Annotated in this window: 23 protein-coding genes and 2 tRNA genes; 11 read left to right on the top strand and 14 right to left on the bottom strand. The window is 63.0% G+C overall.

From position 1 onward, the window contains the following. Positions 1 to 102 precede the first annotated feature (102 nt). From BLR94_RS21105 to BLR94_RS21095, 3 genes are read left to right on the top strand one after another with little or no spacing between them, the layout of a single operon-like run. Entirely contained in the window at positions 103 to 864 is a 762-nt protein-coding gene (locus BLR94_RS21105) for an SDR family NAD(P)-dependent oxidoreductase (RefSeq protein WP_084308374.1), read from the top strand. Positions 865 to 911: 47 nt separating this feature from the next. Continuing rightward, positions 912 to 1,430 (top strand): GNAT family N-acetyltransferase, encoded by a 519-nt coding sequence (locus tag BLR94_RS21100; protein ID WP_084308375.1) that lies wholly within the window; start codon positions 912 to 914, stop codon positions 1,428 to 1,430. Continuing rightward, on the top strand, positions 1,427 to 1,981 hold the full coding sequence (locus BLR94_RS21095) for a GNAT family N-acetyltransferase (protein WP_084308376.1): 555 nt from the start codon (positions 1,427 to 1,429) through the stop codon (positions 1,979 to 1,981). Before BLR94_RS21100 ends, BLR94_RS21095 begins: the two co-directional genes overlap by 4 nt. Here BLR94_RS21095 and BLR94_RS21090 read toward each other — a convergent pair. The 3 genes from BLR94_RS21090 to BLR94_RS21080 form a co-directional block, all read right to left on the bottom strand. Then, positions 1,944 to 2,210, bottom strand: a complete 267-nt coding sequence (locus BLR94_RS21090) for a DksA/TraR family C4-type zinc finger protein (RefSeq protein ID WP_084308377.1) — start codon at positions 2,208 to 2,210, stop codon at positions 1,944 to 1,946. The two genes, BLR94_RS21095 and BLR94_RS21090, sit on opposite strands and share 38 nt — an antisense overlap. Positions 2,211 to 2,499: 289 nt before the next feature. Then, positions 2,500 to 3,363, bottom strand: a complete 864-nt coding sequence (locus tag BLR94_RS21085) for an isocitrate lyase/PEP mutase family protein (protein ID WP_084308427.1) — start codon at positions 3,361 to 3,363, stop codon at positions 2,500 to 2,502. A 190-nt stretch (positions 3,364 to 3,553) separates the two neighbouring features. Then, on the bottom strand, positions 3,554 to 4,423 hold the full coding sequence (locus BLR94_RS21080; protein ID WP_244158242.1) for a substrate-binding periplasmic protein: 870 nt from the start codon (positions 4,421 to 4,423) through the stop codon (positions 3,554 to 3,556). 362 nt (positions 4,424 to 4,785) lie between these two features. On the opposite strand from BLR94_RS21080, the gene BLR94_RS21075 reads away from it, so the two are divergent. The 5 genes from BLR94_RS21075 (at position 4,786) to BLR94_RS21055 (ending at position 9,263) form a co-directional block, all read left to right on the top strand. Further along, complete coding sequence (locus tag BLR94_RS21075) at positions 4,786 to 5,514, top strand: VC0807 family protein (protein ID WP_084308378.1); 729 nt, start codon at positions 4,786 to 4,788, stop codon at positions 5,512 to 5,514. 12 nt (positions 5,515 to 5,526) lie between these two features. Beyond that, positions 5,527 to 5,967: a YqaA family protein gene (locus BLR94_RS21070; protein ID WP_084308379.1), complete on the top strand. Its 441-nt coding sequence runs from the start codon at positions 5,527 to 5,529 to the stop codon at positions 5,965 to 5,967. 213 nt (positions 5,968 to 6,180) lie between these two features. Further along, positions 6,181 to 7,134, top strand: coding sequence for a lysylphosphatidylglycerol synthase transmembrane domain-containing protein (locus BLR94_RS21065; protein WP_084308380.1), 954 nt, complete (start codon positions 6,181 to 6,183; stop codon positions 7,132 to 7,134). A 67-nt stretch (positions 7,135 to 7,201) separates the two neighbouring features. Beyond that, complete coding sequence (locus BLR94_RS21060; RefSeq protein WP_084308381.1) at positions 7,202 to 8,467, top strand: Hsp70 family protein; 1,266 nt, start codon at positions 7,202 to 7,204, stop codon at positions 8,465 to 8,467. Between the two features lie 70 nt (positions 8,468 to 8,537). Next, complete coding sequence (locus BLR94_RS21055) at positions 8,538 to 9,263, top strand: class I SAM-dependent methyltransferase (protein WP_084308382.1); 726 nt, start codon at positions 8,538 to 8,540, stop codon at positions 9,261 to 9,263. Between the two features lie 141 nt (positions 9,264 to 9,404). Here the strand turns inward: BLR94_RS21055 and BLR94_RS21050 are convergent, their stop codons facing one another. Beyond that, on the bottom strand, positions 9,405 to 11,732 hold the full coding sequence (locus BLR94_RS21050) for a YgiQ family radical SAM protein (RefSeq protein WP_084308383.1): 2,328 nt from the start codon (positions 11,730 to 11,732) through the stop codon (positions 9,405 to 9,407). Between the two features lie 248 nt (positions 11,733 to 11,980). On the opposite strand from BLR94_RS21050, the gene BLR94_RS21045 reads away from it, so the two are divergent. Beyond that, on the top strand, positions 11,981 to 13,798 hold the full coding sequence (locus BLR94_RS21045) for a diguanylate cyclase (protein WP_084308429.1): 1,818 nt from the start codon (positions 11,981 to 11,983) through the stop codon (positions 13,796 to 13,798). A gap of 5 nt (positions 13,799 to 13,803) precedes the next feature. Here BLR94_RS21045 and dnaB read toward each other — a convergent pair whose 3' ends face one another. From dnaB to rnr, 7 genes are all read right to left on the bottom strand, one after another. After that, entirely contained in the window at positions 13,804 to 15,198 is a 1,395-nt protein-coding gene (gene dnaB / locus BLR94_RS21040; protein WP_084308384.1) for a replicative DNA helicase, read from the bottom strand. Positions 15,199 to 15,313: 115 nt separating this feature from the next. Next, a complete protein-coding gene (gene rplI / locus BLR94_RS21035) occupies positions 15,314 to 15,760 on the bottom strand; it encodes a 50S ribosomal protein L9 (protein WP_084308385.1) in 447 nt (148 codons plus the stop codon). Between the two features lie 21 nt (positions 15,761 to 15,781). Next, positions 15,782 to 16,675, bottom strand: a complete 894-nt coding sequence (locus tag BLR94_RS21030; protein WP_084308386.1) for a YybS family protein — start codon at positions 16,673 to 16,675, stop codon at positions 15,782 to 15,784. A 36-nt stretch (positions 16,676 to 16,711) separates the two neighbouring features. Beyond that, complete coding sequence (gene rpsR, locus BLR94_RS21025; RefSeq protein ID WP_003246847.1) at positions 16,712 to 16,942, bottom strand: 30S ribosomal protein S18; 231 nt, start codon at positions 16,940 to 16,942, stop codon at positions 16,712 to 16,714. Between the two features lie 28 nt (positions 16,943 to 16,970). Beyond that, positions 16,971 to 17,393: a 30S ribosomal protein S6 gene (gene rpsF, locus BLR94_RS21020; RefSeq protein ID WP_042553836.1), complete on the bottom strand. Its 423-nt coding sequence runs from the start codon at positions 17,391 to 17,393 to the stop codon at positions 16,971 to 16,973. Between the two features lie 203 nt (positions 17,394 to 17,596). Further along, a complete protein-coding gene (gene rlmB / locus BLR94_RS21015) occupies positions 17,597 to 18,346 on the bottom strand; it encodes a 23S rRNA (guanosine(2251)-2'-O)-methyltransferase RlmB (protein ID WP_084308387.1) in 750 nt (249 codons plus the stop codon). Next, positions 18,343 to 20,823, bottom strand: a complete 2,481-nt coding sequence (rnr, locus tag BLR94_RS21010) for a ribonuclease R (RefSeq protein WP_084308388.1) — start codon at positions 20,821 to 20,823, stop codon at positions 18,343 to 18,345. Before rnr ends, rlmB begins: the two co-directional genes overlap by 4 nt. A 202-nt stretch (positions 20,824 to 21,025) precedes the next feature. Here rnr and BLR94_RS21005 point away from each other — a divergent pair. Both BLR94_RS21005 and BLR94_RS21000 read left to right on the top strand, forming a co-directional pair. After that, a tRNA-Leu gene (locus BLR94_RS21005) sits at positions 21,026 to 21,112 on the top strand. A gap of 83 nt (positions 21,113 to 21,195) precedes the next feature. Continuing rightward, positions 21,196 to 21,282 (top strand) — tRNA-Leu (locus tag BLR94_RS21000). A gap of 357 nt (positions 21,283 to 21,639) precedes the next feature. Here the strand turns inward: BLR94_RS21000 and BLR94_RS20995 are convergent. The 3 genes from BLR94_RS20995 to BLR94_RS20985 form a co-directional block, all read right to left on the bottom strand. Further along, positions 21,640 to 23,574 (bottom strand): methyl-accepting chemotaxis protein, encoded by a 1,935-nt coding sequence (locus BLR94_RS20995; protein ID WP_084308389.1) that lies wholly within the window; start codon positions 23,572 to 23,574, stop codon positions 21,640 to 21,642. 187 nt (positions 23,575 to 23,761) lie between these two features. Further along, complete coding sequence (locus BLR94_RS20990; protein WP_084308390.1) at positions 23,762 to 25,054, bottom strand: adenylosuccinate synthase; 1,293 nt, start codon at positions 25,052 to 25,054, stop codon at positions 23,762 to 23,764. A 79-nt stretch (positions 25,055 to 25,133) separates the two neighbouring features. Beyond that, a complete protein-coding gene (locus BLR94_RS20985; RefSeq protein ID WP_084308391.1) occupies positions 25,134 to 26,318 on the bottom strand; it encodes an ATP phosphoribosyltransferase regulatory subunit in 1,185 nt (394 codons plus the stop codon). Between the last annotated feature and the right edge of the window lie 207 nt (positions 26,319 to 26,525).

Raw genomic sequence — 26,525 nt, 5'->3', positions numbered from 1 at the left:
GCGAAGATCCGCGTCGACGAGCCCACTCCGGCAGTCGATCAGCACGATTCGCAACGGCCAATGGCCGAGCGATGTTCACTGACGACAGACAAGAGGCAGAACATGACCCAGGTAGTTTTCATCACCGGTGCCACCTCCGGTTTCGGCCGCGCCACCGCTCGCCGCTTCGCCGAAGCGGGGTGGGCACTGGTGCTCAGCGGCCGTCGCCTGGAGCGCCTGGAGGAACTCAAGACCGAGCTGCAAGACAAGGTGCCGGTGCATATCGCCACCCTCGACGTGCGTGACGCCACTGCCGTGCAAGCCCTGGTCGACAGCCTGCCGGCGCCGTTCGACAAGATCCGTGCGCTGATCAACAACGCCGGCCTGGCCCTGGCACCGGAGGCCGCGCAGAAGGTTGCCCTGCAAGACTGGCACACCATGATCGACACCAACATCACCGGCCTGGTCAACGTCACCCATGCGGTGCTGCCCAAGCTGCTGGAAACCGGCAAGGGCGCCAGCATCATCAACATCGGCTCGGTGGCCGGCGAATGGCCTTACCCGGGTGGCCACGTGTATGGCGCCAGCAAGGCGTTCGTCAAACAGTTCAGTTTCAACCTGCGCTGCGACCTGGTGTCCACCGGCGTACGCGTCACCGACATCGCCCCGGGCATGGCGGAAACCGAGTTCACCCTGGTACGCACCAAGGGCAACCAGGCCGCCTCCGACGCGCTGTACAGCACCACCACGCCATTGAGCGCGGAAGATATCGCCGAGCAGATCTTCTATGTCGCCACCCTGCCCGCGCACATCAACATCAACCGCCTGGAAATCATGCCCAGCCGTCAGGCCTGGGGCCCGTTCGCCGTCGACCGCGACAAATGACCTGATCCGGGGCCAGCCCACTGGCCCTGAACCACAAGAGGCGCACCATGCCTGCCGTGATACGTGATGCCGTTGCCGGCGACCTGCCCGCGATCCTCGCCATCTACAACGATGCCGTGCGGGGTACCACCGCCATCTGGAACGAACGCCCGGTGGATCTGGCCAACCGCCAGGCCTGGTTCGAGGGCCGTGCCATCCAGGGCTATCCGATCCTGGTGGCAGTCGACGAGACGCAGAGCGTGCTCGGTTATGCCTCGTTCGGCGACTGGCGGCCATTCGAGGGTTTCTGCAATACGGTCGAGCATTCCGTGTACGTGCGCGACGACACCCGAGGCCAGGGCCTCGGCCCGCTGCTGATGCAGGCGCTGATCGAGCGGGCGCGAGAGGTCGGCAAGCACGTGATGGTCGCTGCCATCGAGAGCGGCAACGGCGCCTCGGTTCGCCTCCACGAGCGCCTGGGTTTCGTGGTGACCGGGCAGATGCCCCAGGTTGGCTGCAAGTTCGGCCGCTGGCTGGATCTGACCTTCATGCAACTGATCCTGACGCCGCAGAGAAGCACGCCATGACCTTACAGATCCGCCAGCTCGAGCAGAACGAGTTCGATGCCCGCCGACAAGGCCTGATCGCCTTGCTGCTGGATGCCGTGGCCAACGGTGCATCGGTAGGTTTTCTCGCCGATATCGATACGCAGGAAGCCGATCGCTACTTCAACGAGGTTCGCCACAACCTGGGCAGCGGCGCCTCGGCGATCTGGGTAGCCGAGGATGAGGGGCAATTGCTGGGTTCGGTGCAGCTCGGCCTGTGCCTGAAGCCCAATGGGCTCAATCGCGGCGAAGTGCAGAAGCTGCTGGTGCTGAGCAGCGCCCGGCGCCGAGGCATCGCCCGCCTGCTGATGCAGCACCTCGAGGCACACGCGAAGGCCTTGCAGCGTGGCCTGCTTTACCTCGACACCGAAGCGGGCAGTGACGCCGAACACCTCTATCGCAGCCTCGGCTATACCGGCATCGGTGGCCTGCCGGATTATGCCTGCGGTCCGGACGGCCAGTACCGTGCCAATGCCATCTACTACAAGACCCTGTCTAGCGCAGTTGGCTGTCCTTGCTGCCACGCCGATTGAAGCCAGCGGCCTTGGCCTGTTCCTTGTCTTCCAGGGCCTGGCAGTTGACGCACAGCCGCACGCCGGGAACGGCCTTGCGTCGCGCTTCGGGAATCGGCGCATCGCATGCTTCGCAGTGGCTCAGGCTTTCACCTTTGGGTAACTGACTGCGCGCGCGCTGCACGGCGTCTTCGATGGTGCTGTCGATCTGTTCCTGCACGGCGCCGTCTTGCGCCCAACCGGTGGCCATATCGCTCTCCCAAGTTAGCGGGCTGTTGAAAGCGTAGGCGAGGCAGCCGATGCGATACCGAAGGCGGCCCCGCAAAAACAGGCGAAAAAGCGGAATTTACACATCGTAAATGAGCATTTCGAGTCTGTTTTCAACGAAACAGCAGCAACGTAGGTAGTTTTCAACAACCTGATAGTGGTGCTGACTGGAAGATAGGAGCACTCGGGCACGCTTGGCAAGCGGCAGCCGACGGCGGACGAATCGGCACGCGTTGCGCGGCCGCTGTCCGGCGTGGCGGGTGGCGCGGGTGCTATTCCTTGACGTTCATGAACTCGTCGGCCCAGGCCTTGTAGTCATCGGGCAGGGTGTACTTGTGCGACAGCTCGGACGCACTGAGGTCGCTGGCGATGGCGTTGCGCTGCTCGCGCAGGCAATCGTAGGTGGCCTTGATGGCGGCGAAGTAGGCGGCATGACCATTGACCACGATGCGCACGCCAAGGCTGGCCAGGCGCGCGTTGTCACGCAGCTGCGGGTTGCCGTAGGTGACCAGCATCAGCGGCACGCTGAGGTGCTCGGCTATCTTCTCCAGGTGCTCGAAGTCCTCCACGCCAACCATGCAGATGGCATCGGCACCGGCCTTCTGGTAGGCGGCAGTGCGCTTGATCACCTCCTCGACGCCGAGCACGCCAGCGTTGGTACGGGCGATGATCGCCAGTTCGGGGTCGACCCGCGCTTCGAGGGCCGCGCGTACCTTGCCGACGCCCTCGGCGATGCTGATCAGGTCGGTCGACTTGCGGTTGAATTGCGCCGGCAGCAGGGTGTCCTCGATGGTCAGCGCGGAGAGGCCGGCACGTTCCAGTTCGACCACGGTGCGCATCACGTTCAAGGCATTGCCATAGCCGTGGTCGGCATCGGCGATTACCGGCAGATTCGCGACACGGCCGATACGGGTGGCCTGCTCGACGAACTCGCTGAGGGTGATCAACGCGAAATCGGGAGCGGCAAGCACCTGCAGCGAGGCTACCGAGCCACCGAGGATGCCGACCTCGAAACCGAGGTCGCCGGCGATCCGAGCGGACATCGGGTCGAAGACCGACGCGGTGTGGTAGCAGGAGCTCGAAGCCAGCAGGGCACGGAAGGCGCGCCGCAGTTGATGATGGGAAGCACGTTGCATGTTCGACATAAGGCATTGTCCAAAACGTCAGATGAATCGGGTGCCCAGCGACCTTGTTCCCGGCCACATTGAGCGAATTCTCGTGTCCTGCGGCTGCCTGCACGAACGCCGGGCGGCCTGGGTGCCACGCGGGATGCGCTGCCACGGGCCATTGGCGGATCCCGCCACCAGCAGCAATTATCCCGCCAACTCAGCGCAGGACGTCGGGCAGCTCTATGTCGGGCAGCCACTGGCGGAAAACCGCCGAAAAGCTGCCGTCACGGCGCATTTCCGCCAGCGCCTGCCGCCAGGCGGCGACCACCGCCGGGTCGGTATCCAGGGAGAAGGCGATGTAATACGACGACTCCATGAACACCATCTGCGGTTGTACATCCGCGGGCGCCAGGCCTGCCGGGGCCAGCATGTCACGCAACAGGATGTCTTCCAGCAGGATCAGGTTGACCCGCCCATGGGCAAATATGGTGACCATGGTTTCCGGCGTCGGCACGCCATAGAGGTTGTCCAGGCCCCGGCCTTTCAACACCTCATAGCTGTACCACTGTTTGGGCACCGCCAACGGACCACTCGCCGCGACGTCTTCGAGGCTGTCCACCTGCAGGTCGCGCGCCTTCAACGAGTAGAAACGCGCCTTGCCGTGCAGGATCGGGCCGACCCACTGGAAGCGCTTTTCCCTTTCTGGCGTACGCACCATGGCGAACAGCGCGACATCAGGCTCACGCTGGGCGATGGTGTAGGCGCGCGTCCAGGGCATCATCTCGATCTGCGCGCGGGAACCGGTACGGGCGATCAGTTGCTGCACCACATCCACACCGAAGCCGCGCAGCTTGCCGTCCTGCATGAAGGCAGTGGGAGGGCCAGGCTCGGTCAGGATGCGCAGTTCGGCGTCTACCCGTGCGCAGACGAGCAGCAAGGCGACGAACACCATACCGTGGCGACGCCCGTGCAGCGCTGAAAACGCCGGCAGGGCGCTCCGCGCCAGGCCGACGGCGGCCCGGCAGGAACGGGCGAAGTAGCGGCCAGGGGCGCGTCCGACCTTGCGAGCGGTGTACGAGCAGGGCAAGCGCGGCGGCCTGCACGCAGGAGGTGGAGCGACGCAGGACGCCAGAATCGAGGTAGTTTTCAGAGGTGCCCGCAACAGGCCCATTGGCCATCCCCATACGTGCTTGAACGAGATCAGTGAGCCGGGCACCGGGATCGATACCTGAGGTTTGTCGACGCAAACCTGACAGTGCTGATCGTCAATTTTACCGCAGTGCCTGGCTAATTTCAGCCAGCGGCTCACCATTGGGCCGTGCTAACGCACGAATTGCCATGCACGGCAGGCAGGACCGAAGGACTTTGTGGCGATTGCGCCGACAATCGGGCTGGCGCCCAGTCCTCAGGCAGGCGATCATCGACGCTCGTCCATCTGCGCGCAATGACATGACCGATACTCTTCAGACGTCCCCTGCGACACACAAACCCCGTCCGTTCATCGACCTGCTGATCAGTATCCTGATCCCTTCGCTGATTCTCATGAAGCTCAGCGGCGAAGCACGCCTGGGCCCGGATGGCGCACTGCTGCTGGCCCTCGCCTTTCCCCTGGGCTGGGGTGCGTTCGAGCTGGTCAAATACCGCAAATTCAACTTCGTCGCCCTGCTCGGCCTGGTCAGCGTGATACTCACCGGCGGCATCGGCCTGCTGCACCTGGATAATCGCTGGCTGGCGATCAAGGAAGCGGCCATCCCCGGCCTGATCGGCATCGCCGTGCTGGTGTCGACGCGTACCCGCTACCCGCTGATCCGCACGCTGCTGTTCAACAAGAGCATCCTCAATGTCGACAAGATTCATGCCCGCCTGGAGCAGGGTGGTCACACCGAGCGCTTCGAATCGCGCCTGATGCGCGCCACCTACTGGCTCAGCGGCACGTTCTTCTTCTCCTCGGCGATGAACTACATACTGGCCAAGTGGATCGTCACCAGCCCGGCCGGCAGCGAAGCCTTCAATGACGAACTGGGGCGCATGACGCTGCTCAGCTATCCGATGATCGCCATTCCCTCGATGATCATGCTGATGGCCATCTTCTACTACCTGTGGCGCACCATCCATGGTCTCACCGGCCTCAAGCTGGAAGAGATCATGGCCAATGCCGAGCCGGACGAGAAGTCCTGACGCTGCCCCGCCTTGCCGGACATCTACGCCTACCTGGGGCTGTTCGCTGCCGCGTTCGGCGCGGCGACGCTGCTCCCCTTGCAGTCCGAGGCGCTGCTGGTGGCGCTATTGCTCGGCGCCGCTCAGCCCACCTGGGCACTGCTCTTGGTGGCGAGCACCGGCAATGTGCTCGGTTCGCTGGTCAACTGGTGGCTTGGCCGCCACCTCGAACATTTCCGCGGTCGCCGCTGGTTCCCGGTCAGCGACCAGCGCCTGCAGCAGGCGCAGAGCTGGTACGGGCGCCATGGTCGCTGGTCGCTGCTGTTCAGTTGGCTTCCGCTGGTCGGTGACCCGCTGACCCTGGTGGCGGGCATCATGCGTGAACCGCTGTGGCGTTTCGTGCTTGTCGTGGCCCTCGCGAAAACGGGCCGTTATGCCGCGCTGGCCGCGCTGACACTGGGTTTGAGCGATTGAAAGGACACACTCGGTAACGGCCTGCAAAACGGTGCCAGTTGAGCAACCGGCCCGCCTCCGGGATACTGCGCACCCTGTACACCCACATACTACCGGGACATCCCCAGGGGAAAGGTTCTGAACAATGGGTGCGACAGCTCATCGAATGCAGAGAGCCGACTGTCCATAGAGACGTGAAACAGGGGATTGCCGTTGCAAGGTACCAAACCCACGATGAAACGCAGCGACCTGATCTGGACGCTGATCGGGTTGTGCGCCGTGCTCGCGTCCTGCTTCCTGCTCTATCGTGAAGTACGCAATATTTCCCTCGACGAAATTGCCGGCAGCCTCAAGGCGATTCCACACCAGAACTGGATTCTCGCTGCCATCGCCACCCTCGGCGCCTATTCGGCACTGGCCTGGTACGACCGCATAGCCGTCGCCCACCTGGGCAAGAAGATCTCCTGGCGGTTCATCACCCTGTGCTCCTTCACCACCTATGCCCTGGCCCATAATATCGGGGCATCGGTATTTTCCGGTGCCGTGGTGCGCTACCGCGCCTATCGCACCAAGGGCCTGACCCCCCATGAAATCGGCATTCTGATCGTATTCTGCTCCTTCACCTTCGCCCTCGGCACCCTGCTGGCCAGCGGCTGTGTGCTGGTTCTGCAGCCGCAGCTGATCCACCGCGTGCTGGACGTGACGCCACTGGTTTCCATCGCCGTCGGTTCCCTCCTGCTGTTGCTGGTCGGCCTCTACGTGTTGGGCTCGTGGCTGCAGTTCAAGCCCTGGAATTTCGGCAAGCTGCACATCGAGTACCCGCGCCTGCGTATCGTGGCCCGCCAATTGCTGGCCGGCCCACTGGAGCTGGCCTGTGCCGCAGCGATCATCTACTTCGCGCTACCCGAGGCCTACAACCCTGGCTATGCGGTGGTGCTCGGCGTGTTCCTGGCATCCTTTTCGCTGGCCCTGCTGTCCCATGCGCCCGGCGGGCTGGGCGTGCTGGAGGTGAGCTTCCTCGCCGCACTGCCGGAAATTCCCGCCTCGGACGTGCTGGCCGCCCTGATCGTGTTCCGCGCGTTCTACCTGCTGCTGCCCTTCGCCCTGTCGCTGATCGTGGTGCTGGGCTTCGAATGGGGTCAATGGCGACTCAAGCGTGGCGAACTGCGAAATCCTCCATTGCCCTGACGAAGCGGCAGCACGGCAGCGTCTTTTCGCCTAGAATGCGCGGCCGTTTTTCCAGGAGCCGCGCGTCATGTCCTTTTCAACACCTGCCCGCGCCTGCGGTATCGACTTCGGCACCTCCAACTCCACGGTTGGCTGGCTGCGCCCGGATGGCGAAACCCTGATCCCTCTGGAAGACGGCAAGATCACCCTGCCCTCGGTGGTCTTCTTCAACCTCGAAGAGCGCCGCCCGGTGTATGGCCGTCTGGCCCTGCACGAATACCTGGAAGGCTATGAAGGTCGCCTGATGCGCTCGCTGAAGAGCCTGCTCGGCTCCAAGCTGCTGAAGAGCGAAACCGCAGTGATGGGCAGCGCTCTGCCCTTCAAGGACCTGCTCGGGTTCTTCATCGGCGAGCTGAAGAAACGTGCCGAAGCGGTTGCCGAGCGTCCGTTCGACGCGGTGGTGCTGGGCCGGCCGGTATTCTTCGTGGATGACGACCCGCTGGCCGACCAGGAAGCCGAGAACACCCTGATCGCCGTGGCCCGGAAGCTGGGCTTCAAGGACGTATCCTTCCAGTACGAACCGATCGCCGCAGCCTTCGATTACGAGTCGACCATCGAGCGTGAAGAACTGGTGCTGATCGTCGATATCGGCGGCGGCACCTCGGACTTCTCTCTGGTGCGACTGGCACCCGAGCGCCGTCAACAGGCCGAACGCCAGGACGACATCCTGGCAACCGGAGGTGTGCATATCGGCGGGACCGATTTCGACAAGCAGCTCAGCCTGCAGGGCGTGATGCCGCTGTTCGGCTACGGCAGCCGGATGAAGAGCGATGCGCTGATGCCCACCAGCTTCCACCTCAACCTGGCGACCTGGCACACCATCAACGTGGTCTATTCGGCCGCCTCGCAACGGGCGCTGCAGAACATGCGCTACGACATCGTCGACCCGACCGGTATCGATCGTCTGTTCCGCCTGATCGAACAGCGCGCCGGCCACTGGCTGGCCATGCAGGTGGAAGACAGCAAGATTGCCCTCACCGGAGAGCTTCAGCACCCTATCGACCTGCAGCGGATCGAGGCCGGCCTGATCGCCGAACTGACCCGTGAACTGTTCGAGGACAGCATCGCCCCGCTGCTCGAACGCATCCGCAGCAGCGTAACCGGGCTACTCGCCGATGCCGGCATAGGCCTGGAACAGGTCGATACGGTGTTCTTCACTGGTGGTTCCAGCGGTGTACCGGCATTGCGTCAGAGCGTGGCCGCACTGCTGCCCAACGCCCGCCACGTGGAAGGCAATACCTTCGGCAGTATCGGCAGCGGGCTGGCCATCGAAGCGAAGAAACGCTACGGCTGATACCGAGCGGATGGGACAAGGGATCGCGACTACTTTATAGTCTCGCGATCTCACTCCATGGACGGTCACCATGCATACCCTGGAACGCATCTACCCGCTGAAAATGGATGAACGGCTGGCGGCCGACCAGGCGACCCTGGACCTGCACATGCAGCGTTACCAGTTCGCCAGCCGCTCGCTGCATGGCCAGCGCGTACTCGACATGGCCTGTGGCTGCGGCTACGGCAGCGCACTGCTGGCCGAACAACACCCGGACAAGCAGATCATCGGCATAGACATCGATCCCGAAGCGATCGCCTATGCCCAGGCCAACTACCAGAAAGCCAATCTGCGCTACCTGTGCGCGAACGCGGAAACCTTCGCCGACAGCGAGGGCTTCGACAGCATCGTCAGCCTGGAAACCATCGAGCACCTGCCCGACCCGATTCGCCTGGTGGACAATTATGCCAGCCTGCTGGCCAAGGGCGGCCGCATCATCGCCTCGGTACCGACCACGCCGACCCTGGATGGCAACCCCCACCACCTCCACGATTTCAGCCCACGCAGCTTTTTCGCGCTGTTCCAGCGCCATGGCCTGAACCCCCGGGAACGTTTCGAGCAGATCCAGCGCTGGGAGTTTTCCGGATTGTTCAAGAAGCCCAAGAAAGCCGCCCGCCAGCACCGCTCGGAAGGCGTCGGCAACGCCGTACTGGCTTACTACCGCAGCCACCCGCTGTACCTGTTCAAGCGGCTGTTCTCGATCCTGCGCTATGGCGCCAGCAACCGCTATCTGACCTGCCGTTTCAGTGCTGACTAGTCAGGGCCGAACACGGCGGTAAGTGACGAAAGCGGACGCTCGCCTGCCACTTGTGGGAACGGGCCATGCCCGTGATTTCGCGCGCATGGCGCGCTCCCACAATGGATTGCTGAACCGCGGCTACCGCTTTGAAGCCCCCGCTTAACGCGGAACCGCAGGCTTCTTGACCGGTTTCTTACCCTTGCCTGCGCCAGCACGCTCGCGGGCGGCCTGCTGGTTGCGTGCCTCGGCGGCCGCCTTGGCCTGCTCGCGCTTGTCCCAGGGTTTACTGCCGTCGCTGCCACGCGGTGGCAGGCCGGTGTGCTGGGTGAGGATGCGCCCACCGCCAGGCTTGCCGCCGCCATTGCCGGCGACCTTCTTGCTGCCGGCTGGCGTGGAGTTCTTGCGGCGCGCACTCTGGTACTCGTCGGCCTTGGGCTGGCCACTCGGGATCAACTGGTGCTTGCCGTCACCGATCAGGTCGGCACGGCCCATGCGCTGCAGCGCCTCACGCAGCATCGGCCAGCCCTTCGGATCGTGGTAACGCAGGAACGCCTTGTGCAGGCGCCGCTGCTCCTCACTCTTGACGATGGTCACGCCGTCGCTCTTGTAGGTGACCTTGCGCAGCGGGTTCTTGCCCGAGTGGTACATGGCCGTGGCAGTGGCCATCGGCGACGGGTAGAACGCCTGCACCTGATCGGCACGGAAACCGTGCTCCTTGAGCCACAGGGCCAGGTTCATCATGTCTTCATCGGTGGTGCCGGGGTGGGCCGCGATGAAGTAAGGAATCAGGTACTGCTCCTTGCCCGCTTCCCTGGAGTATTTCTCGAACAGGCGCTTGAACTTGTCATAGCTGCCGATGCCCGGCTTCATCATCTGGTTGAGCGGACCTTCCTCGGTATGCTCCGGGGCGATCTTCAAGTAACCGCCGACGTGGTGGGTGACCAGTTCCTTGACGTACTCCGGCGACTCGACGGCCAGGTCGTAACGCAGGCCCGAAGCGATGAGGATCTTCTTCACCCCCGGCAACGCGCGGGCGCTGCGATACAGCTGGATCAGCGACGAGTGATCGGTGTTCAGGTTCGGGCAGATGCCGGGGAACACGCAGGACGGCTTGCGGCACGCGGATTCGATTTCCGGGCTCTTGCAGGCGATGCGGTACATGTTCGCGGTCGGGCCGCCGAGATCGGAAATGACGCCGGTGAAGCCAGGCACCTTGTCGCGGATTTCCTCGATCTCGCGAATGATCGATTCTTCCGAGCGGTTCTGGATGATGCGCCCCTCGTGCTCGGTGATCGAGCAGAAGGTACAGCCACCGAAGCAGCCGCGCATGATGTTCACCGAGAAGCGGATCATCTCGTAGGCCGGAATCTTCTCCTTGCCGTACGCAGGATGCGGAACGCGCGCATAGGGCATGCCGAACACGTAGTCCATTTCCTCGGTGGTCATCGGAATGGGTGGCGGGTTGAACCAGACGTCGATTTCTCCATGCTTCTGCACCAGCGCCCGAGCGTTGCCCGGGTTGGTTTCCAGGTGCAGCACGCGGTTGGCGTGCGCATAAAGCACAGGGTCGTTACGCACCTTCTCCATGGATGGCAGACGAATCACCGTCTTGTCGCGGGTCATCTTCGGGCTGGCGAGGATCTGCACGACCTTGGCTTCGTTGGGATCTTCGACATTGCCTGAGCCGGCAGCACCCTTTTCCTGCTCGATGGCGCAGGCCTGGGTGTCCTGGGTGTTGACGTACGGGTTGATGATCTTGTCGACCTTGCCCGGACGGTCGATACGCGTGGAATCGACCTCGTACCAGTCTTTCGGCGTATCGCGGCGAATGAACGCGGTGCCGCGCACGTCGGTGATGTCTTCGACTTTCTGCCCGTAGGACAGGCGCTGGGCAACCTCGACGATGGCGCGCTCGGCGTTGCCGTAGAGCAGGATGTCGGCGCTGGCATCGATCAGGATCGAGTTGCGCACCCGATCCTGCCAGTAGTCGTAGTGGGCGATGCGGCGCAAGGAGGCCTCGATGCCGCCGAGCACGATCGGCACGTGCTTGTAGGCTTCCTTGCAGCGCTGGCTGTAGACCAGGCTGGCGCGATCCGGGCGCCTGCCGGCCAGGCCGCCAGGCGTGTAGGCGTCGTCGGAACGGATCTTCTTGTCTGCGGTGTAGCGGTTGATCATCGAATCCATGTTGCCGGCCGCGACGCCGAAGAACAGGTTCGGTTCGCCGAGCTTCATGAAGTCGTCTTTCGACTGCCAGTTCGGCTGGGCGATGATGCCCACCCGGAAGCCCTGGGACTCCAGCAACCGGCCAATGATCGCCATGCCGAACGAGGGATGGTCGACGTAGGCGTCACCGGTGACGATGATGATGTCGCAGGAATCCCAGCCGAGTTGATCCATCTCCGACCGGCTCATCGGCAGGAAAGGCGCCGGGCCGAAGCACTCGGCCCAGTATTTGGGATAGTCGAACAGCGGCTTGGCGGCTTGCATGGCGGAGACCGATTTATTCAGGAATTTCACGGGGCGCGGAATATAGCACAAATTTTAACCAAACCCGACGGGCACGCTGGGGTAAAACGCCGATTGGCGGTCTATCGAACGGCACGCAATGTGAGCGCGGAGGTCATCAGAAAACTACCGCCTCGGTATACTCTCGACACAGAAAAACAACGGTCGTGCACAGGCCACCAAGGAGCCTCCGCTTGCAGCGGGTAGTCATTTTCCTGATTTCGCTACTGATGCTATCGGGCCTCAGCCTGGGTGCCCGGGCCGAGGTCATCACGCTCGATGCCGGCAGCAGTGGCGTTTCGCTCAACCAGCACATCGAGTTGCTCGAGGATCCCGGCGCCCGCCTGGGCATCGACGACATGACCGACCCCGTCGTACAACGACGCTTCGTCCCCGCTCAGGGCAAGGCGAGCGTCGGCCAGAGCCCCAACCCCTGGTGGATCAAGGTCACCCTGCAAGCTGGCGAAGCGCGGCCCGGCCAGTGGTGGCTGGAGGTCGCAGCGGTCAACCTGCTCGACCTGCAAGTCTTCCTGCCCGTCGGCGAGCACGGCTGGCAACGGCGCCAATCGGGGGAAACCGTGAGCTTCGACGCGGGTCGTGATCATGCCCATCGGCGCCTGCTGTTCCAGCTGCCGCCCCCGGGCGAGCAACCAATGACCCTGTACCTGCGCAGCTTCGACCCCGCAGGCAACTCCTTTCCGCTGAAGATCTGGCGACTCGATGACCTGAACGTCACGGCCGCCGACGAGAACCTCTGGCTCGGGGTCATCTACGGCGTGATCACCGCCCTGCTGCTGTACAACCTGTTCATCTTTCTCAGCCTGCGCGATTCGGCCTATTTCTGGTACGTGGTCACCACCAGCGGCGCCCTGCTGATGATCGTCAGCATGACCGGCCACGGCTTCCAGTACCTGTGGCCGAACGCGGCGGTGCCCTTCTGGCTCGACCGCATCAGCTTGCCGGCTCTGTGGGGCTTTGGCGCCTGCCGCTTTACCCAGAAGCTGCTGCAAACCCGCCGCCACGTGCCCCGGACCCACCAGCTGTTGAGCCTAGGCTGCGCACTGTACGTCGTCGCGGTGATAGCCGACGGCTTCGGTCACCGCGCAGTGGGTGCCTGGATCTTCGTGCTGCTGTCGTTCACGGCCATCCCTGCAGCGCTCTGGGCCTCACTGGTGCGCTGGCGCCAGGGCTACTTTCCGGCCTGCCTGTACTTCTGTGGCTACGGCATGATCCTGGCCAGCGTTAACCTGCTGCTGCTACGGGCCACCGGGGTGATCCAGCCGGCCTCCTGGAGCACCTATGTGTTTCCCATCGCGGTAGCTGCCGAATCGATACTGTTCTCCTTCGCCCTGGTCTATCGCATCCAGCTGCTGAAGAGCCAGCGCGCCGAAGCCTTGCTGCAGGCCAGCCGGGAAAAGAGTGCGCGCCTGTCTCAGGTGCAGGCCAGCGCCGACGAACTGCAGCTGGCCGTGGAGCACCGCACGGCGGAACTCAAGGCCACCAACCAACAGTTATCGCAACGTGAGCAGGAACTGCGCCACGCGGCATTCCATGACCCGCTCACCGAACTGCCGAACCGCCGCTACCTGATCGAGCGATGCGAGCAGGCGCTGGGAAGGGCCCTGCAATCAGGCGAAACGCTGGCGTTGCTACTGATCGATCTCGACCACTTCAAGCCGATCAACGACCGTTATGGCCATGATGCCGGCGACCTGATGTTGCAGCACGTCGGCAAGCGGATTCGGGAACACATGCGGGCGAGTGACACGGTAGCCCGGCTAGGAGGCGACGAATTCGCCGTACTGATAGAAGGAGCGGATGCACAAAGCCACGCACAGGATGTCGCCGCTCGCCTGCTCGCCGAGCTGGCCAGGCCGGTGGACTACGCCGGCCAGGCACTGACCGTGAGCATCAGTATCGGCGTGGCCTTTCATCCCCTGCACGCCGAGCAATTCGCCAGCCTCTACAAGGCTGCGGACCAGGCGCTCTACCAAGCCAAGGCGGCCGGGCGCTCGAGTGCCGCGGTGTACGGCACTGCCCAGGCGTAGAACCGTTACTCGTCTTCGAACTGGTAGCTGCCCGGGGCCAGGTTCTCGAAGCGCGAGTACTTGCCGAGAAATGCCAGGCGCGCCGTACCCAACGGGCCGTTACGCTGCTTGCCGATGATGATTTCCGCCACGCCCTTGTACTCGGTCTCGGGGTGATAAACCTCGTCCCGGTACACGAACATGATGATATCGGCGTCCTGCTCGATCGCACCGGACTCGCGCAAGTCGGAGTTGATCGGGCGCTTGTTCGGGCGCTGCTCCAGGCCACGGTTGAGCTGCGACAGGGCGATCACCGGGCAGTTGAACTCCTTGGCCAGCGCCTTGAGCGAGCGGGATATCTCGGAAATCTCGTTCACCCGGCTGTCGCCGCTGGAACCGGGAATCTGCATGAGCTGCAGGTAATCGACCATGATCAGGCCGATCTCGCCGTGCTCACGCGCCAGGCGGCGAGAACGCGCACGCATCTCCGAAGGCGAAATACCGGCGGTATCGTCGATGAACAGCTTGCGGTCGTTGAGCAGGTTGACCGCCGAGGTCAACCGCGGCCAATCGTCATCGTCCAGGCGACCGGCACGCACCTTGGTCTGGTCGATGCGGCCGAGGGACGCCAGCATACGAATCACGATGGACTCCGATGGCATCTCCAGGGAATACACCAGGATCGATTTGTCGCTGCGCATCAGGGCATTTTCCACCAGGTTCATGGCGAACGTGGTCTTGCCCATGGACGGACGCCCGGCGACGATGATCAGGTCGGCCGGCTGCAACCCACTGGTCAGATCGTCCAGGTCGGAGAAGCCTGTGGACAGCCCGGTGATCGCATCGCCGTTGTTGAACAGCTCGTCGATACGGTCGATCGCCTTGACCAGGATATCGTTGATGCCCACCGGGCCACCGGTCTTTGGCCGGGCTTCGGCGATCTGGAAGATCAGGCGCTCGGCTTCATCGAGAATTTCCTCGCCCGTACGACCTTCGGGCGCATAGGCACTGTCGGCGATCTCGTTGCTGATGCCGATCAGCTTGCGCAGCGTGGCGCGCTCGCGAATGATCTGCGCATAGGCCTTGATGTTGGCGACCGACGGCGTGTTCTTCGCCAACTCACCCAGGTACGCCAGGCCGCCGACCTGGGGCAGTTGCCCCTCCTTGTCCAGCTGTTCGGACAGGGTCACCACGTCGAATGGCTGGTTGCGCTCGGCCAGCTTGTGGATGGCGCGAAATACCAGGCGGTGATCGTGGCGATAGAAGTCGCCATCGGACACCTGGTCGAGTACCCGCTCCCACGCGTTGTTATCGAGCATCAAGCCACCCAATACCGCCTGCTCGGCCTCGATCGAGTGCGGCGGCACCTTCAGCGCAGAGGTTTGCAGGTCGTACTGTTCGGTGATGCTAATGTCGTTCATGGGAGCCTGGAGAGAATGCTTGCGTTGAAAAACAAAAGGCACGGCATCGCTTTCGCAATGCCGTGCCCGATGTTAGCGGGAACGCACCTGAGTGCAAGCCCGCCGAGCAGCGCAATTAAGCGGCTACTACGATTACCTTTACGGTAGCTACGACATCGCTGTGCAGGTGCACGGCTACGTCGTATTCGCCAACCTGGCGAATGGTACCGTTCGGCAGACGAACTTCAGCCTTGGCCACTTCAACGCCGGAGGCGGTCAGTGCGTCAGCGATGTCGTGGGTACCGATGGAACCGAACAGCTTGCCTTCATCGCCCGCGGTAGCGGTGATGGTGACTTCCAGCTCGGCCAGCTGAGCAGCGCGCGACTCAGCCGACGCTTTCCTGTCGGCAGCGGCTTTTTCCAGCTCGGCGCGACGCGCTTCGAAAGCGGCGACGTTGGCTTCGGTGGCAGCGGTGGCTTTGCCTTGCGGCAGCAGGAAGTTACGGCCGTAACCGGCTTTAACGTTCACTTTATCGCCCAGGTTGCCCAGGTTGGCGATTTTTTCCAGCAGGATGACTTCCATTTGGGTGTTACCTCTTAACTTTTAACCTTCACCGTTGGCGGAACCCGAACCGGGCTTGTCCGCCAGACGACCACGAAAATCAAACAGACTGTCGACGATGGCCAAAACCACCAGCAAGGGAAAGATCAGTTGCATGAACAGCAGCAGCGTGATGTACAGCCCGACCAGCCAGAACTTGGACAGTCGCCCCTTGGCCACCAGCCCGTGCAACAGGGCGATGGCCGCGAACGCCAGCGGAACACTGCACAACGGTGTGAGCATGGCCATCTCGACACCCAGATTGGGCCCGAGCAGCATGCCGACCAGCAGTGACATCGCCAGCATCGGCGGAAATCTCAGTTCGCGAAATTCGCAACCGAAACCTCCAGGGTTGTACAACGCCGCCTGCCAGAACCGCCCAAGCATCAGGCTAAGCAAGCTGACCACCTGCAGCAACGCTGCCAGCAATCCGGTCAAGACCGGTGCAATGAGACTCTGAAGACGCGCCTGATCATCCACCGACATCTGTTGGTGAACGCCATCGAACATCTGCGGCAGCAGCTTGCTCAGCTCCTGCGCCATGGCCTCGATGGGCTCGCGGAACGTCGCCCCCAATACCAGTCCATACACCAGGCCCAGCGCGATGCTGAACAACAGCACCCGCCTCCAGGACTGATTGGCGCGCAATACACACGCCAGCCCCAGCGCGCCCAGCAACACCAACAAGGTGCGCGGTTCGCCGAAGTACCACCAGCCAATGGCCGGCAGCAACGCCCAGGCGAGGATGCCCACGGCATCGCTCAGACCACGCCGCAGAAGCACCAGGCACCCTGCGGCAGCACTCAACCAGAACAGCAGCGGCAATGCCGCAGAACCGACCACCACCAAGGTGGCCTGCATACGGCCGCGCATTATGAATTCTGCCAAGGCGCGCATGCGATTTATCCCTTACTACTTGTCGAACGTCCGATCTTATCGGCCGTGGCTGTCGGTGTAGGGCAGCAGGGCCAGGAAGCGGGCGCGCTTGATTGCGGTAGCCAGCTGACGCTGATAACGAGCCTTGGTACCGGTAATACGGCTAGGAACGATTTTGCCGGTTTCCGAGATATAGGCCTTCAGGGTGTTGAGATCTTTGAAATCGATCTCTTTCACGTCTTCAGCGGTGAAACGGCAGAATTTACGACGACGGAAGAAACGTGCCATGGGATTGGCTCCTCAATAGATCCGGTGATTACTCGTCAGCGTTGTCGCTGTCGTTGTTGTCGCTGTCATCGCCGTCGTTGGACTCGGCGTTTTCAGGACGTTCACGACGCTCACGGCGCTCACTGCGGTTTTCTTCGGCCTTGAGCATCTCGGATTGGCCGGTAACGGCTTCTTCGCGACGGATGACCAGGTTACGGATCACGGCATCGTTGTAGCGGAAGTTGTCTTCCAGCTCGGCCAGGGCCTTGCCGCTGCACTCGACGTTCAGCATCACGTAGTGAGCCTTGTGAACGTTGTTGATGGCGTAGGCCAGTTGACGACGACCCCAATCTTCCAGACGGTGGATTTTGCCGCCGTCTTCTTCGATCAGCTTGGTGTAACGCTCGACCATGCCGCCGACTTGCTCGCTCTGGTCCGGGTGAACCAGAAAGATGATTTCGTAATGACGCATGAATGCTCCTTACGGGTTGTAGCCTGCCGCGAAATGCGGTCAGGCAAGGAGTGAATGACACTGTTGACCTGCTGAAACGGAGAGGCGCGCAAACGCCTGCCATGACGGCAAGGGGCGACATTCTAGAGAAGCCCCCGACCGCACGCAAGGTGAACTGGTGATATTTTGAACAGCCTGTCGCCAGCCCGGGGCCGGCGATTGTTTCAGCGTTTGGTCGAGCGACGCTGACGCAACGCTTCGAACAGACAGATACCAGTGGCCACCGACACGTTGAGACTGCTGACGCTGCCCGCCATGGGCAACTTGACCAGGTAATCGCAGTGCTCGCGGGTCAGGCGCCGCATACCCTTGCCCTCGGCACCCATGATCAGCACGGTCGGGCCGGTCATGTCCTGCTGGAACAGTTCCTGCTCGGCCTCACCCGCCGTGCCGACGATCCACAGGCCACGCTGCTGGAGCTTTTCCAGGCTGCGCGCCAGGTTGGTCACCGCCACCAGCGGGATCACTTCGGCGGCCCCACAGGCCACCTTGCGCACCACCGGGGTCAGGGTCGCGGACTTGTCCTTGGGCACGATGACCGCCAGCGCGCCCGCCGCATCGGCGGTACGCAGGCAGGCACCGAGGTTGTGCGGATCGGTCACGCCGTCGAGCACCAGCAACAGCGGCGGGCCTTCGCAACGGTCGAGCAATTCCTCGAGCATCGCTTCGCCCCACACCTGGCTGGGACTGACCTCGGCAACCACCCCCTGGTGCACACCCTCGACCCAGGCATCCATCTCGCGGCGCTCGCACTGGCCGACGGCGACACGCGCCTGCCCGGCCAACTCGAGCAACGGTTGAACGCGAGGATCGCTGCGCCCGTCGGCCAGCCAGATCTGCTTCACCCGCTTGGGGTGATGACGCAACAGCGCCTCCACGGCATGCACGCCGTAGATCTTTTCCAGCTGACTCATGACTTGGCCTTGCTCTTCGACGGCCCCTTGCGATGCCGGCTCGGCTTGCCACTCTTGTCCGCCGTCTTGCCCGACGACTTGGACTCGGCGAGCAGCGCCTTCTTCACGTCACGGCTCTTCTGTACGTCGGTGCTGCCGCTCGGCGCACCACGAGTCCCCTTGGCGCCCCGACTGTCGCTGGCGGAGTCACGGCGCTTGCGTGTTGCCGGAGCCTGGTCGGTACCCTGCGCCATCTCGAAATCGATCTTGCGCTCGTCCAGATCGACGCGCATGACCTTGACCGAAACGCTGTCACCCAGGCGGAAGCTGCGGCCGCTGCGCTCGCCGGCGAGACGGTGATGCACGGGATCGAAGTGGTAGTAGTCGCCCGGCAGCGCAGTGACGTGCACCAGGCCTTCGACGTAGATGTCCTTGAGCTCGACGAACAGACCGAAGCCGGTCACCGCCGTGATCACGCCCGGGAAGGTCTCGCCGACGCGATCCTTCATGAACTCGCACTTGAGCCAATTGACCACGTCACGGGTGGCTTCGTCGGCACGCCGCTCGGACATCGAGCACTGCTCGCCGAGCTGCTCGAGTGTCGGCTCGTCGTACGGGTAGATACGCGCCTTGGGCATGCTGACCGCACCGGCACGCTGAACGTGCGGGGTGTCCTGCTTGGAGCGGATCACGCTGCGAATCGCGCGGTGGATCAACAGGTCCGGATAACGGCGGATCGGCGAGGTGAAGTGCGCGTAAGCGTCGTAGTTCAGACCGAAGTGGCCCTGGTTGTCGGCGCTGTACACCGCCTGACTGAGCGAGCGCAGCATCACGGTCTGGATCAGGTGGTAGTCATCACGACCACGAATGCTTTCCAGCAACGCCTGGTAGTCCTTGGGCGACGGGCCGTCCTTCGGCTTGCCACGGTGCAGGGACAGGCCCAGCTCGGTGAGAAAGGCCTTGAGCTTTTCCAGACGCTCCGGCGGCGGGCCATCGTGCACGCGATACAGCGCAGGAATGCCATGCTTCTGCATGAACGCCGCGGTGGCCACGTTGGCCGCCAGCATGCATTCCTCGATCAGCTTGTGGGCATCGTTGCGCTGGGTCGGGCGGATCTCCGCGATCTTGCGGCCGGAACCGAAGATGATGCGGGTTTCCTGGGTTTCGAAATCGATCGCGCCACGCTCATGACGCGCCGCGAGCAGCACCTGGTACAGCGAATACAGTTGATTGAGGTGCGGCAGCACGTCCTTGTATTCGCTGCGCAGCGCCTTGCCTTCGCTGCTCTTGGGCTGCTCGAGCATGGCGCTGACCTTGTTGTAGGTCAGGCGCGCATGGGAGTGGATCACCGCCTCGTAGAACTGGTAGTCGGTCATCTTGCCGGTCTTGGAGATGGTGATCTCGCAGACCATGGCCAGACGGTCGACCTTCGGGTTCAACGAGCACAGGCCGTTGGAGAGCTCTTCCGGCAGCATCGGAATGACCCGCTCCGGAAAATACACCGAGTTGCCACGCACCTGGGCCTCGGCATCCAGCGCCGAGCCGACCTTCACGTAATGGGAAACGTCGGCGATGGCGACATACAGTTTCCAGCCGCCGGAGAACAGCCGCCAGTTGCTGCCGTTCTTCTCGCAGAACACCGCATCGTCGAAGTCCCGCGCATCTTCACCGTCAATGGTCACGAAGGGGATGTGCCGCATGTCGACACGGTTTTCCTTGTCCTTCTCTTCGACTTCCGGCTTGAGCTTGCGCGCTTCCTTGATCACCGCCTCGGGCCAGACATGGGGAATGTCGTAGCTGCGCAGCGCCACGTCGATCTCCATGCCCGGCGCCATGTAGTTGCCGACCACTTCGGTCACGTCGCCCTGGGGCTGGAAGCGCGGAGTCGGCCAATGGGTGATCGCCACCTCGACGAACTGTCCCTGTTTGGCGCCACCGTTACGCCCCGCCGTCACCAGCACTTCCTGCTGGATCTTCGGGTTGTCGGGAATCACGAAGCCGATGCCGCTCTCTTCGTAGTAGCGGCCAACGATGGTCTCGTGGCCACGGGAGATCACTTCGACGATGGCACCTTCGCGGCGGCCACGACGGTCGAGACCGGAAACCCGTGCCAATGCACGGTCGCCATCGAATACCAGGCGCATTTGCGCAGGGCTGAGAAACAGATCGTCGCTGCCGTCATCCGGCACCAGAAAGCCGAAGCCATCACGGTGACCGCTGACGCGACCGAGGATCAGGTCCAGCTTGTCCACCGGGGCGTAGGTGCCGCGACGGGTATAGATCAGCTGGCCGTCGCGCTCCATCGCGCGCAACCGGCGCCGCAGCGCCTCGGCCTGATCTTCTGTGCTCAGCCCGAACTCGTCGAGCAGTTCTTCGCGGTTGGCGGGCGAGCCGCGCTCAGCCAGATGCTGAAGAATCAGCTCGCGGCTGGGAATAGGGTTGTCATACTTTTCCGCTTCACGAGCGGCCTCGGGATCGAGGGATTGCCAATCGGCCATTAGAACCTGTTCACCTTATCTATTGGAGTCGGTTTTGCCATGTGTCTATTGAAGCGCGAAAGCGCCCTTCGGGTCAGCTTTCGACGAGAATAATTTTTCGACGCCAGGGGTTTACAAGGTAAAAGCACGACCGTATAGTTCGCGCCCACAGCGTCGAGCAGACGTTGTAACACGGAACAGATGAGCAATCATCCGTTTCAGTGCCCAGGTGGCGGAATTGGTAGACGCGCTGGTTTCAGGTATCAGTGACCGCAAGGTCGTGGAAGTTCGAGTCTTCTCCTGGGCACCAAATTTCGTGAAGCAGCTTGATAACCTGCCTTGCAAATAACGGACGTGATGATCCGTACCGGTGACGGTGAACATTACTGCAGTGCCCAGGTGGCGGAATTGGTAGACGCGCTGGTTTCAGGTATCAGTGACCGCAAGGTCGTGGAAGTTCGAGTCTTCTCCTGGGCACCAAATTCAAAAAACCGAGCCAATGGCTCGGTTTTTTATTGCCTGCAGAAAGGCGGCAAACGGCATACACAGGCCGTGTGAAAACCTAGCGAGCGAAGGTCAGGCAAGGCAAAAAATGGCGAAACGTAGCGCAGCGGAGTAACAGCCGAAGGCAGGCCCGCAGGGCGAACGAAGTAAGTCAAAAGCGCAGTTTACGCGTTGTAAATGAGCATTTTGACTGGGCTGGCATTCCAGCCGATTTTCAACGCCGCATGACCGAGCGCAGTAGTTTTCACACAGTCTGTACAGCGCCCCTTGCAGCCCACGGCCAAGCCCCTGCCTTCACTTGAAGCTTATGGCTTGCAGCTTGCCGCCGTCCTTTCAGACCTTGAACTGCCCCAGGCTGGCCTTCAACTGTCCCGCCAGGCCATCGAGCACGCGCCCGCTATTGGCGGTCGCAGCTACCGCCTCGGCGGCGCGCTGAGCCTCGGAATGAATCACTTCGACGCGCCCACGCACTGCATCGGCGCCTTCAGCCTGGTGGGCGGCCGCCTGCGTCGCGGCATTGATGGCGCCGTGCACATCCTCCACCGAACGCTGCACCGCTTGCTGGATGCGCGCGCTCTCACGCAGTGCCGCCAAGCCCTGATCGGCCTGCTCGCCCGCCTGACCAATCGCGCCAACCGCCTCGCGAGCGCCCTGCTGCAGGGCAACGATGTGCGACTGGATATCGCCGGTCGATTGCTGGGTCTTGCTGGCCAACGCCCGTACCTCGTCGGCGACCACCGCGAATCCACGCCCACTCTCCCCCGCCCGCGCTGCCTCGATGGCGGCATTGAGCGCCAGCAGGTTGGTCTGCTCGGCGATGGAGCGGATGACGGTCAGCACCACCTCGATCTGCTCGCTCTGCTTGGCCAGCCGCTCGATCACCGCCGAACCGGCATCGACCCGCTGCACCAGCTCCTCGATGGAGCTGCCGACCCGATCGCCGATGGTGGCGTTTTCCTGGGTCGCCTGGCGGATGGTTTCGACGCGCTGCAGCGCCTCCTGCATGGCGCGGCTCTCGGCCTGCGCCTCGTCAGCCATCGAGGCCAGCGCCTGCAGGCTGGCCGCCACTTCGTCACGCTGCCTTTCCGCTGCCGATTCGGCCGCCGCGCTACGCGCGCTCAGCGCGCTGATTTCCTGCCCGGTACGCACCGCCACCTCACCGGCTTCACGCACGATGGGCTGCAGCTTGGCGACGAAACGATTGACCGCCGATGCCATCTCGCCGACTTCGTCACGGCTGTCGATCGCGATGCGCCGGGTCAAGTCCCCCTCACCCGCCGCCAGGTCGTCGAGGGCGGCGATCAGGGTCCGCAGACGCACCACCACGCGGCGACCAAGCACGATCGCCAGGGCCAGCAGCACACCCAGACCGACCACCGCCAGCCCCAGCCCGATACGCCAGCGCAAGTTCGCGGCCGCCGCGTCGACCGCCGCGCTGGTATTGGCCGACATGCTCTGAGCGGCCTGCTGTGCCGCTGCCAGGCGCGCCGACAATGCGCTGGCACTTTCGGTGGAGGCACCCGCCAGGCTGTCGGCCACCAACTGGCCGGCACTGGCCAGCAACGCTTCGAAACGGGCGTCGATAGCCGCCAGATCGGCATCGATGGCCGCAGTGGACACCCCCATCAGCACCTTGCCGATCTCCACCCCATTGGGGCTGATGCCGGCCTCGACGAAGTACACCGTGGAATCGCTCTTGGCAGCATCGATGACCTTGTCCAGCGCACGCTCCCCTGCGCCCTTCTCGAGCAAGGTCTTGATCTGTTCGTTCTGGCGATTGAGGTAGCGGGTCAGATGGTTACCTTCTGCATCGTCGTAAATCACGAACAGCACATTGGGGTTACGCTGTGCACGCCGGGCGAATTCGGACAGGGCCGGAATATCGGAATCCCACATGGCCCGCGGAGCCACCGCAGCGAGCAACTGCGCCAGGTCGTTGGCGGAATCTTTCAGGTTCTTTTCCAGGCTGGCACGCATCTGCACCCGCTCTTCGCCCAGGCGGCTCGACAGGCCGGCGGAAAGGCTTTCGCGGGTGCGTACGGAGAGGCCTCCCAGGCTGGCGGAAACCTCCTGGCTGGCCTGTTCAAGCTCAGCAGAAAGACGCCCGGCATCACTGCCCAGCCGATGCTCCAGGTCGGTCACCAGGCCGTCGACCGTCGTACGGGTCAAGGCCAGCACCAGCACTACCTGAACGAATAGCGCAACACCCAGCGCGATGAATACCGGCAGCAACAGACGGCTGCGAAACAGCGACAGAACAGCGACCACGGGCAAATCCTCCGACCGCCAGCACTGGCGACAACAGCAAGGTAGGATCAACATCAAGCAAGGCGCGTGCCGCATGGCGGCACATTGCCAGATTGCGCCCGAGCACCAGTGCCCGTCAAATGAAAACGGGCCGCACAAGGGCGGCCCGTTTTTTTCATGCCCGTGACGGCAAAGCAGCCGTCAGCACTCAGGCGAAAGGATGACGCAGCACGATGGTCTCGTTGCGATCCGGCCCGGTGGAGATGATGTCGATCGGGGCACCGACCAGCTCTTCCACACGCTTGATGTAGGCACGCGCGTTGGCCGGCAGTTCTTCCAGGGTCTTGGCACCCAGGGTCGATTCGCTCCAGCCCGGCATTTCCTCGTACACCGGCTCCAGGCCGATGTAGCTGTCGGCGTCGGTCGGCGCATCGATGACCGCACCGTGCTCGTTCTTGTAGCCCACGCAGATACGGATGGTTTCCAGCCCGTCGAGCACGTCCAGCTTGGTCAGGCACAGGCCGGAAATGCTGTTGACGTCGATGGCACGACGCAGGATCACCGCATCGAACCAGCCGCAGCGACGGGCACGGCCGGTGGTGGCGCCGAACTCATGGCCACGCTTGGCCAGGAACGCACCGATGTCGTCGAACAGCTCGGTAGGGAACGGACCGGAACCGACGCGCGTGGTGTAGGCCTTGGTGATGCCCAGGATGTAATCCAGATACATCGGGCCAACGCCGGAACCGGTGGCGATGCCGCCCGCCGTGGTGTTCGAGCTGGTGACGTAAGGGTAGGTACCGTGGTCGATGTCCAGCAGCGACCCCTGGGCGCCTTCGAACATGATGTCCTTGCCGGCACGACGCAGATTGTGCAGCTCGGCAGTGACGTCGAGCATCATCGGCTTGAGCAGCTCGGCGTATTCCATGCACTCGTCGAGAGTGGTCTGGAAGTCGATGGCCGGTTCTTTGTAGTAATTCACCAGCTGGAAGTTGTGGTAATCCAACAGTTCGCCCAACTTGGCGGCGAAGCGCTCGCGGTGGAACAGGTCGCCGATGCGCAGGCCGCGGCGAGCGACCTTGTCTTCATAGGCCGGGCCGATACCACGACCGGTGGTGCCGATCTTCAGCTCGCCACGGGCTTTCTCGCGCGCCTGATCCAGGGCGACGTGGTAGGACAGGATCAGCGGGCAGGACGGGCTGATGCGCAGGCGCTCGCGCACCGGTACGCCCTTCTCTTCCAGCTTGTTGATCTCGCGCAGCAGGGCATCGGGCGCCACCACTACGCCATTGCCGATGAGGCATTGCACACCTTCACGCAGCACGCCCGACGGGATCAGGTGCAGCACGGTCTTCTCACCGTCGATCACCAGGGTGTGACCGGCGTTGTGACCACCCTGGTAACGCACGACGGCGGCCGCATGCTCGGTCAGCAGATCGACGATCTTGCCTTTGCCCTCATCACCCCACTGGGTGCCCAGGACGACGACATTCTTACCCATAACACTTGTCCTCTTCGCGCAAGCTTGAGCCGGTCACGGCCGGCGAAAGTAATTCAGAATAGACGACCACCGTGGTCGCTCAGTCCAGTGCCAGCACCTGCCAGCGACCGTCACGCAGCAACAGTTGGCGATCACAGCGAGCCTCTGCGGCATCCCCTAACGCCTGCCCCGGCAGCGCCTGCACCACCCGCTCACCTTCGGCACGCAGACGGCGAACCGCCTGCCACAGGTAAACGTCGTGGCTGTCCGGCGCCCAGATGCCGGCCGGCTCTTCGCCGAGCGGCATACGGCCGAGACTGACCAGGGTCTTCAGGTCGGTGGAGAACCCCGTGGCCGGACGAGCACGCCCGAAGTCGGCACCGATGTCGTCGTAACGGCCGCCCTGGGCGATCGCCTGGCCAACGGCCGGCACGAATGCGGCGAACACCACACCGGTGTGGTAGTGATAACCACGCAACTCTCCGAGATCGAAGTACAGCGGCAGTTCTGGATAACGCACGCTCAGCGCATCGGCGATGGCCAGCAGGTCATCCAGCGCCTCATGCACGTCGTGCGGCGCTTCGACCAGGCAGGCCTGGGCCAGATCCAGCACTTCACGACCGCCACACAGTTCGCCGAGCGCGCGCAGCATGCGGCGCAGGGCGTCCGGCAGCGAATCGGTCAGTGCATCGATCTCGTCCATGGCCTTGCGCTGCAGGGCGTCGAACAACTGCTGCTCGACCTCCCCGGACAGCTCGGCGGCGCGCGCCAGCCCACGGTAGATACCGACATGGCCGAGGTCCATGTGCAGGTCGGGCACTTCGGCCAGTTCGAGGGTGTCGACCAGCAGGCTGATCACCTCGACGTCGCTGGCCGGGCTGGCGTCGCCATACAACTCGGCACCCAATTGGATCGGGCTGCGCGATGTGGTCAGTGCACGTGGCTGAGCATGCAGCACGCTGCCGGCATAGCACAGCCTGCTCGGGCCTTCACGGCGCAGCGTATGCGCATCGATGCGTGCCACTTGCGGCGTGATGTCGGCACGAAAACCCATCTGCCGGCCGGACAGTGGATCGGTCACCTTGAAGGTGCGCAGATCCAGGTCCTGACCGGCGCCGGTCAGCAGCGACTCAAGGTACTCGATATGAGGGGTCACCACGAATTCATAGCCCCAGCGCTGGAACAGATCCAGCACCTGACGGCGCGCGACTTCAATGCGCGCCGCTTCCGGGGGCAATACTTCTTCGATCCCATCTGGCAGCAGCCAGCGGTCTACCGTCGCCATTTCGCCATTTCCCTCTTGATTCGGGCGGCACAAGCCTTCAGTGAAGCGGATGGAAAGCCAAAGCCGGCAACAGGCCGGTCGGCTCCAGGAACGGGCATCGAGACGATCAGTGAATTGATTGCACGAAGCCCCCACGCCAGGGGCGCGGAAGGAGGCAAGGTCATCGACCTTGAAAGACAGAACGCAACGCTCGGTTCGTGCCGCATG

Source organism: Phytopseudomonas flavescens, from assembly GCF_900100535.1.
Taxonomy (GTDB): domain Bacteria; phylum Pseudomonadota; class Gammaproteobacteria; order Pseudomonadales; family Pseudomonadaceae; genus Aquipseudomonas; species Aquipseudomonas flavescens.
The sequence above is the reverse complement of the archived record's forward strand: the minus strand, read 5'-3'. Positions and strand labels throughout refer to the sequence as shown.

Excerpts from the sequence above, each read along its gene's own strand:
- BLR94_RS21105 (WP_084308374.1), top strand. The coding sequence starts at position 103 with ATGACCCAGGTAGTTTTCATCACCGGTGCCACCTCCGGTTTCGGCCGC.
- BLR94_RS21100 (WP_084308375.1), top strand. The coding sequence starts at position 912 with ATGCCTGCCGTGATACGTGATGCCGTTGCCGGCGACCTGCCCGCGATC.
- BLR94_RS21095 (WP_084308376.1), top strand. The coding sequence starts at position 1,427 with ATGACCTTACAGATCCGCCAGCTCGAGCAGAACGAGTTCGATGCCCGC.
- BLR94_RS21090 (WP_084308377.1), bottom strand. The coding sequence starts at position 2,210 with ATGGCCACCGGTTGGGCGCAAGACGGCGCCGTGCAGGAACAGATCGAC.
- BLR94_RS21085 (WP_084308427.1), bottom strand. The coding sequence starts at position 3,363 with ATGCAACGTGCTTCCCATCATCAACTGCGGCGCGCCTTCCGTGCCCTG.
- BLR94_RS21075 (WP_084308378.1), top strand. The coding sequence starts at position 4,786 with ATGACCGATACTCTTCAGACGTCCCCTGCGACACACAAACCCCGTCCG.
- BLR94_RS21065 (WP_084308380.1), top strand. The coding sequence starts at position 6,181 with ATGAAACGCAGCGACCTGATCTGGACGCTGATCGGGTTGTGCGCCGTG.
- BLR94_RS21060 (WP_084308381.1), top strand. The coding sequence starts at position 7,202 with ATGTCCTTTTCAACACCTGCCCGCGCCTGCGGTATCGACTTCGGCACC.
- BLR94_RS21055 (WP_084308382.1), top strand. The coding sequence starts at position 8,538 with ATGCATACCCTGGAACGCATCTACCCGCTGAAAATGGATGAACGGCTG.
- BLR94_RS21050 (WP_084308383.1), bottom strand. The coding sequence starts at position 11,732 with ATGCAAGCCGCCAAGCCGCTGTTCGACTATCCCAAATACTGGGCCGAG.
- BLR94_RS21045 (WP_084308429.1), top strand. The coding sequence starts at position 11,981 with ATGCTATCGGGCCTCAGCCTGGGTGCCCGGGCCGAGGTCATCACGCTC.
- dnaB (WP_084308384.1), bottom strand. The coding sequence starts at position 15,198 with ATGAACGACATTAGCATCACCGAACAGTACGACCTGCAAACCTCTGCG.
- rplI (WP_084308385.1), bottom strand. The coding sequence starts at position 15,760 with ATGGAAGTCATCCTGCTGGAAAAAATCGCCAACCTGGGCAACCTGGGC.
- BLR94_RS21030 (WP_084308386.1), bottom strand. The coding sequence starts at position 16,675 with ATGCGCGCCTTGGCAGAATTCATAATGCGCGGCCGTATGCAGGCCACC.
- rpsR (WP_003246847.1), bottom strand. The coding sequence starts at position 16,942 with ATGGCACGTTTCTTCCGTCGTCGTAAATTCTGCCGTTTCACCGCTGAA.
- rpsF (WP_042553836.1), bottom strand. The coding sequence starts at position 17,393 with ATGCGTCATTACGAAATCATCTTTCTGGTTCACCCGGACCAGAGCGAG.
- rlmB (WP_084308387.1), bottom strand. The coding sequence starts at position 18,346 with ATGAGTCAGCTGGAAAAGATCTACGGCGTGCATGCCGTGGAGGCGCTG.
- rnr (WP_084308388.1), bottom strand. The coding sequence starts at position 20,823 with ATGGCCGATTGGCAATCCCTCGATCCCGAGGCCGCTCGTGAAGCGGAA.
- BLR94_RS20990 (WP_084308390.1), bottom strand. The coding sequence starts at position 25,054 with ATGGGTAAGAATGTCGTCGTCCTGGGCACCCAGTGGGGTGATGAGGGC.
- BLR94_RS20985 (WP_084308391.1), bottom strand. The coding sequence starts at position 26,318 with ATGGCGACGGTAGACCGCTGGCTGCTGCCAGATGGGATCGAAGAAGTA.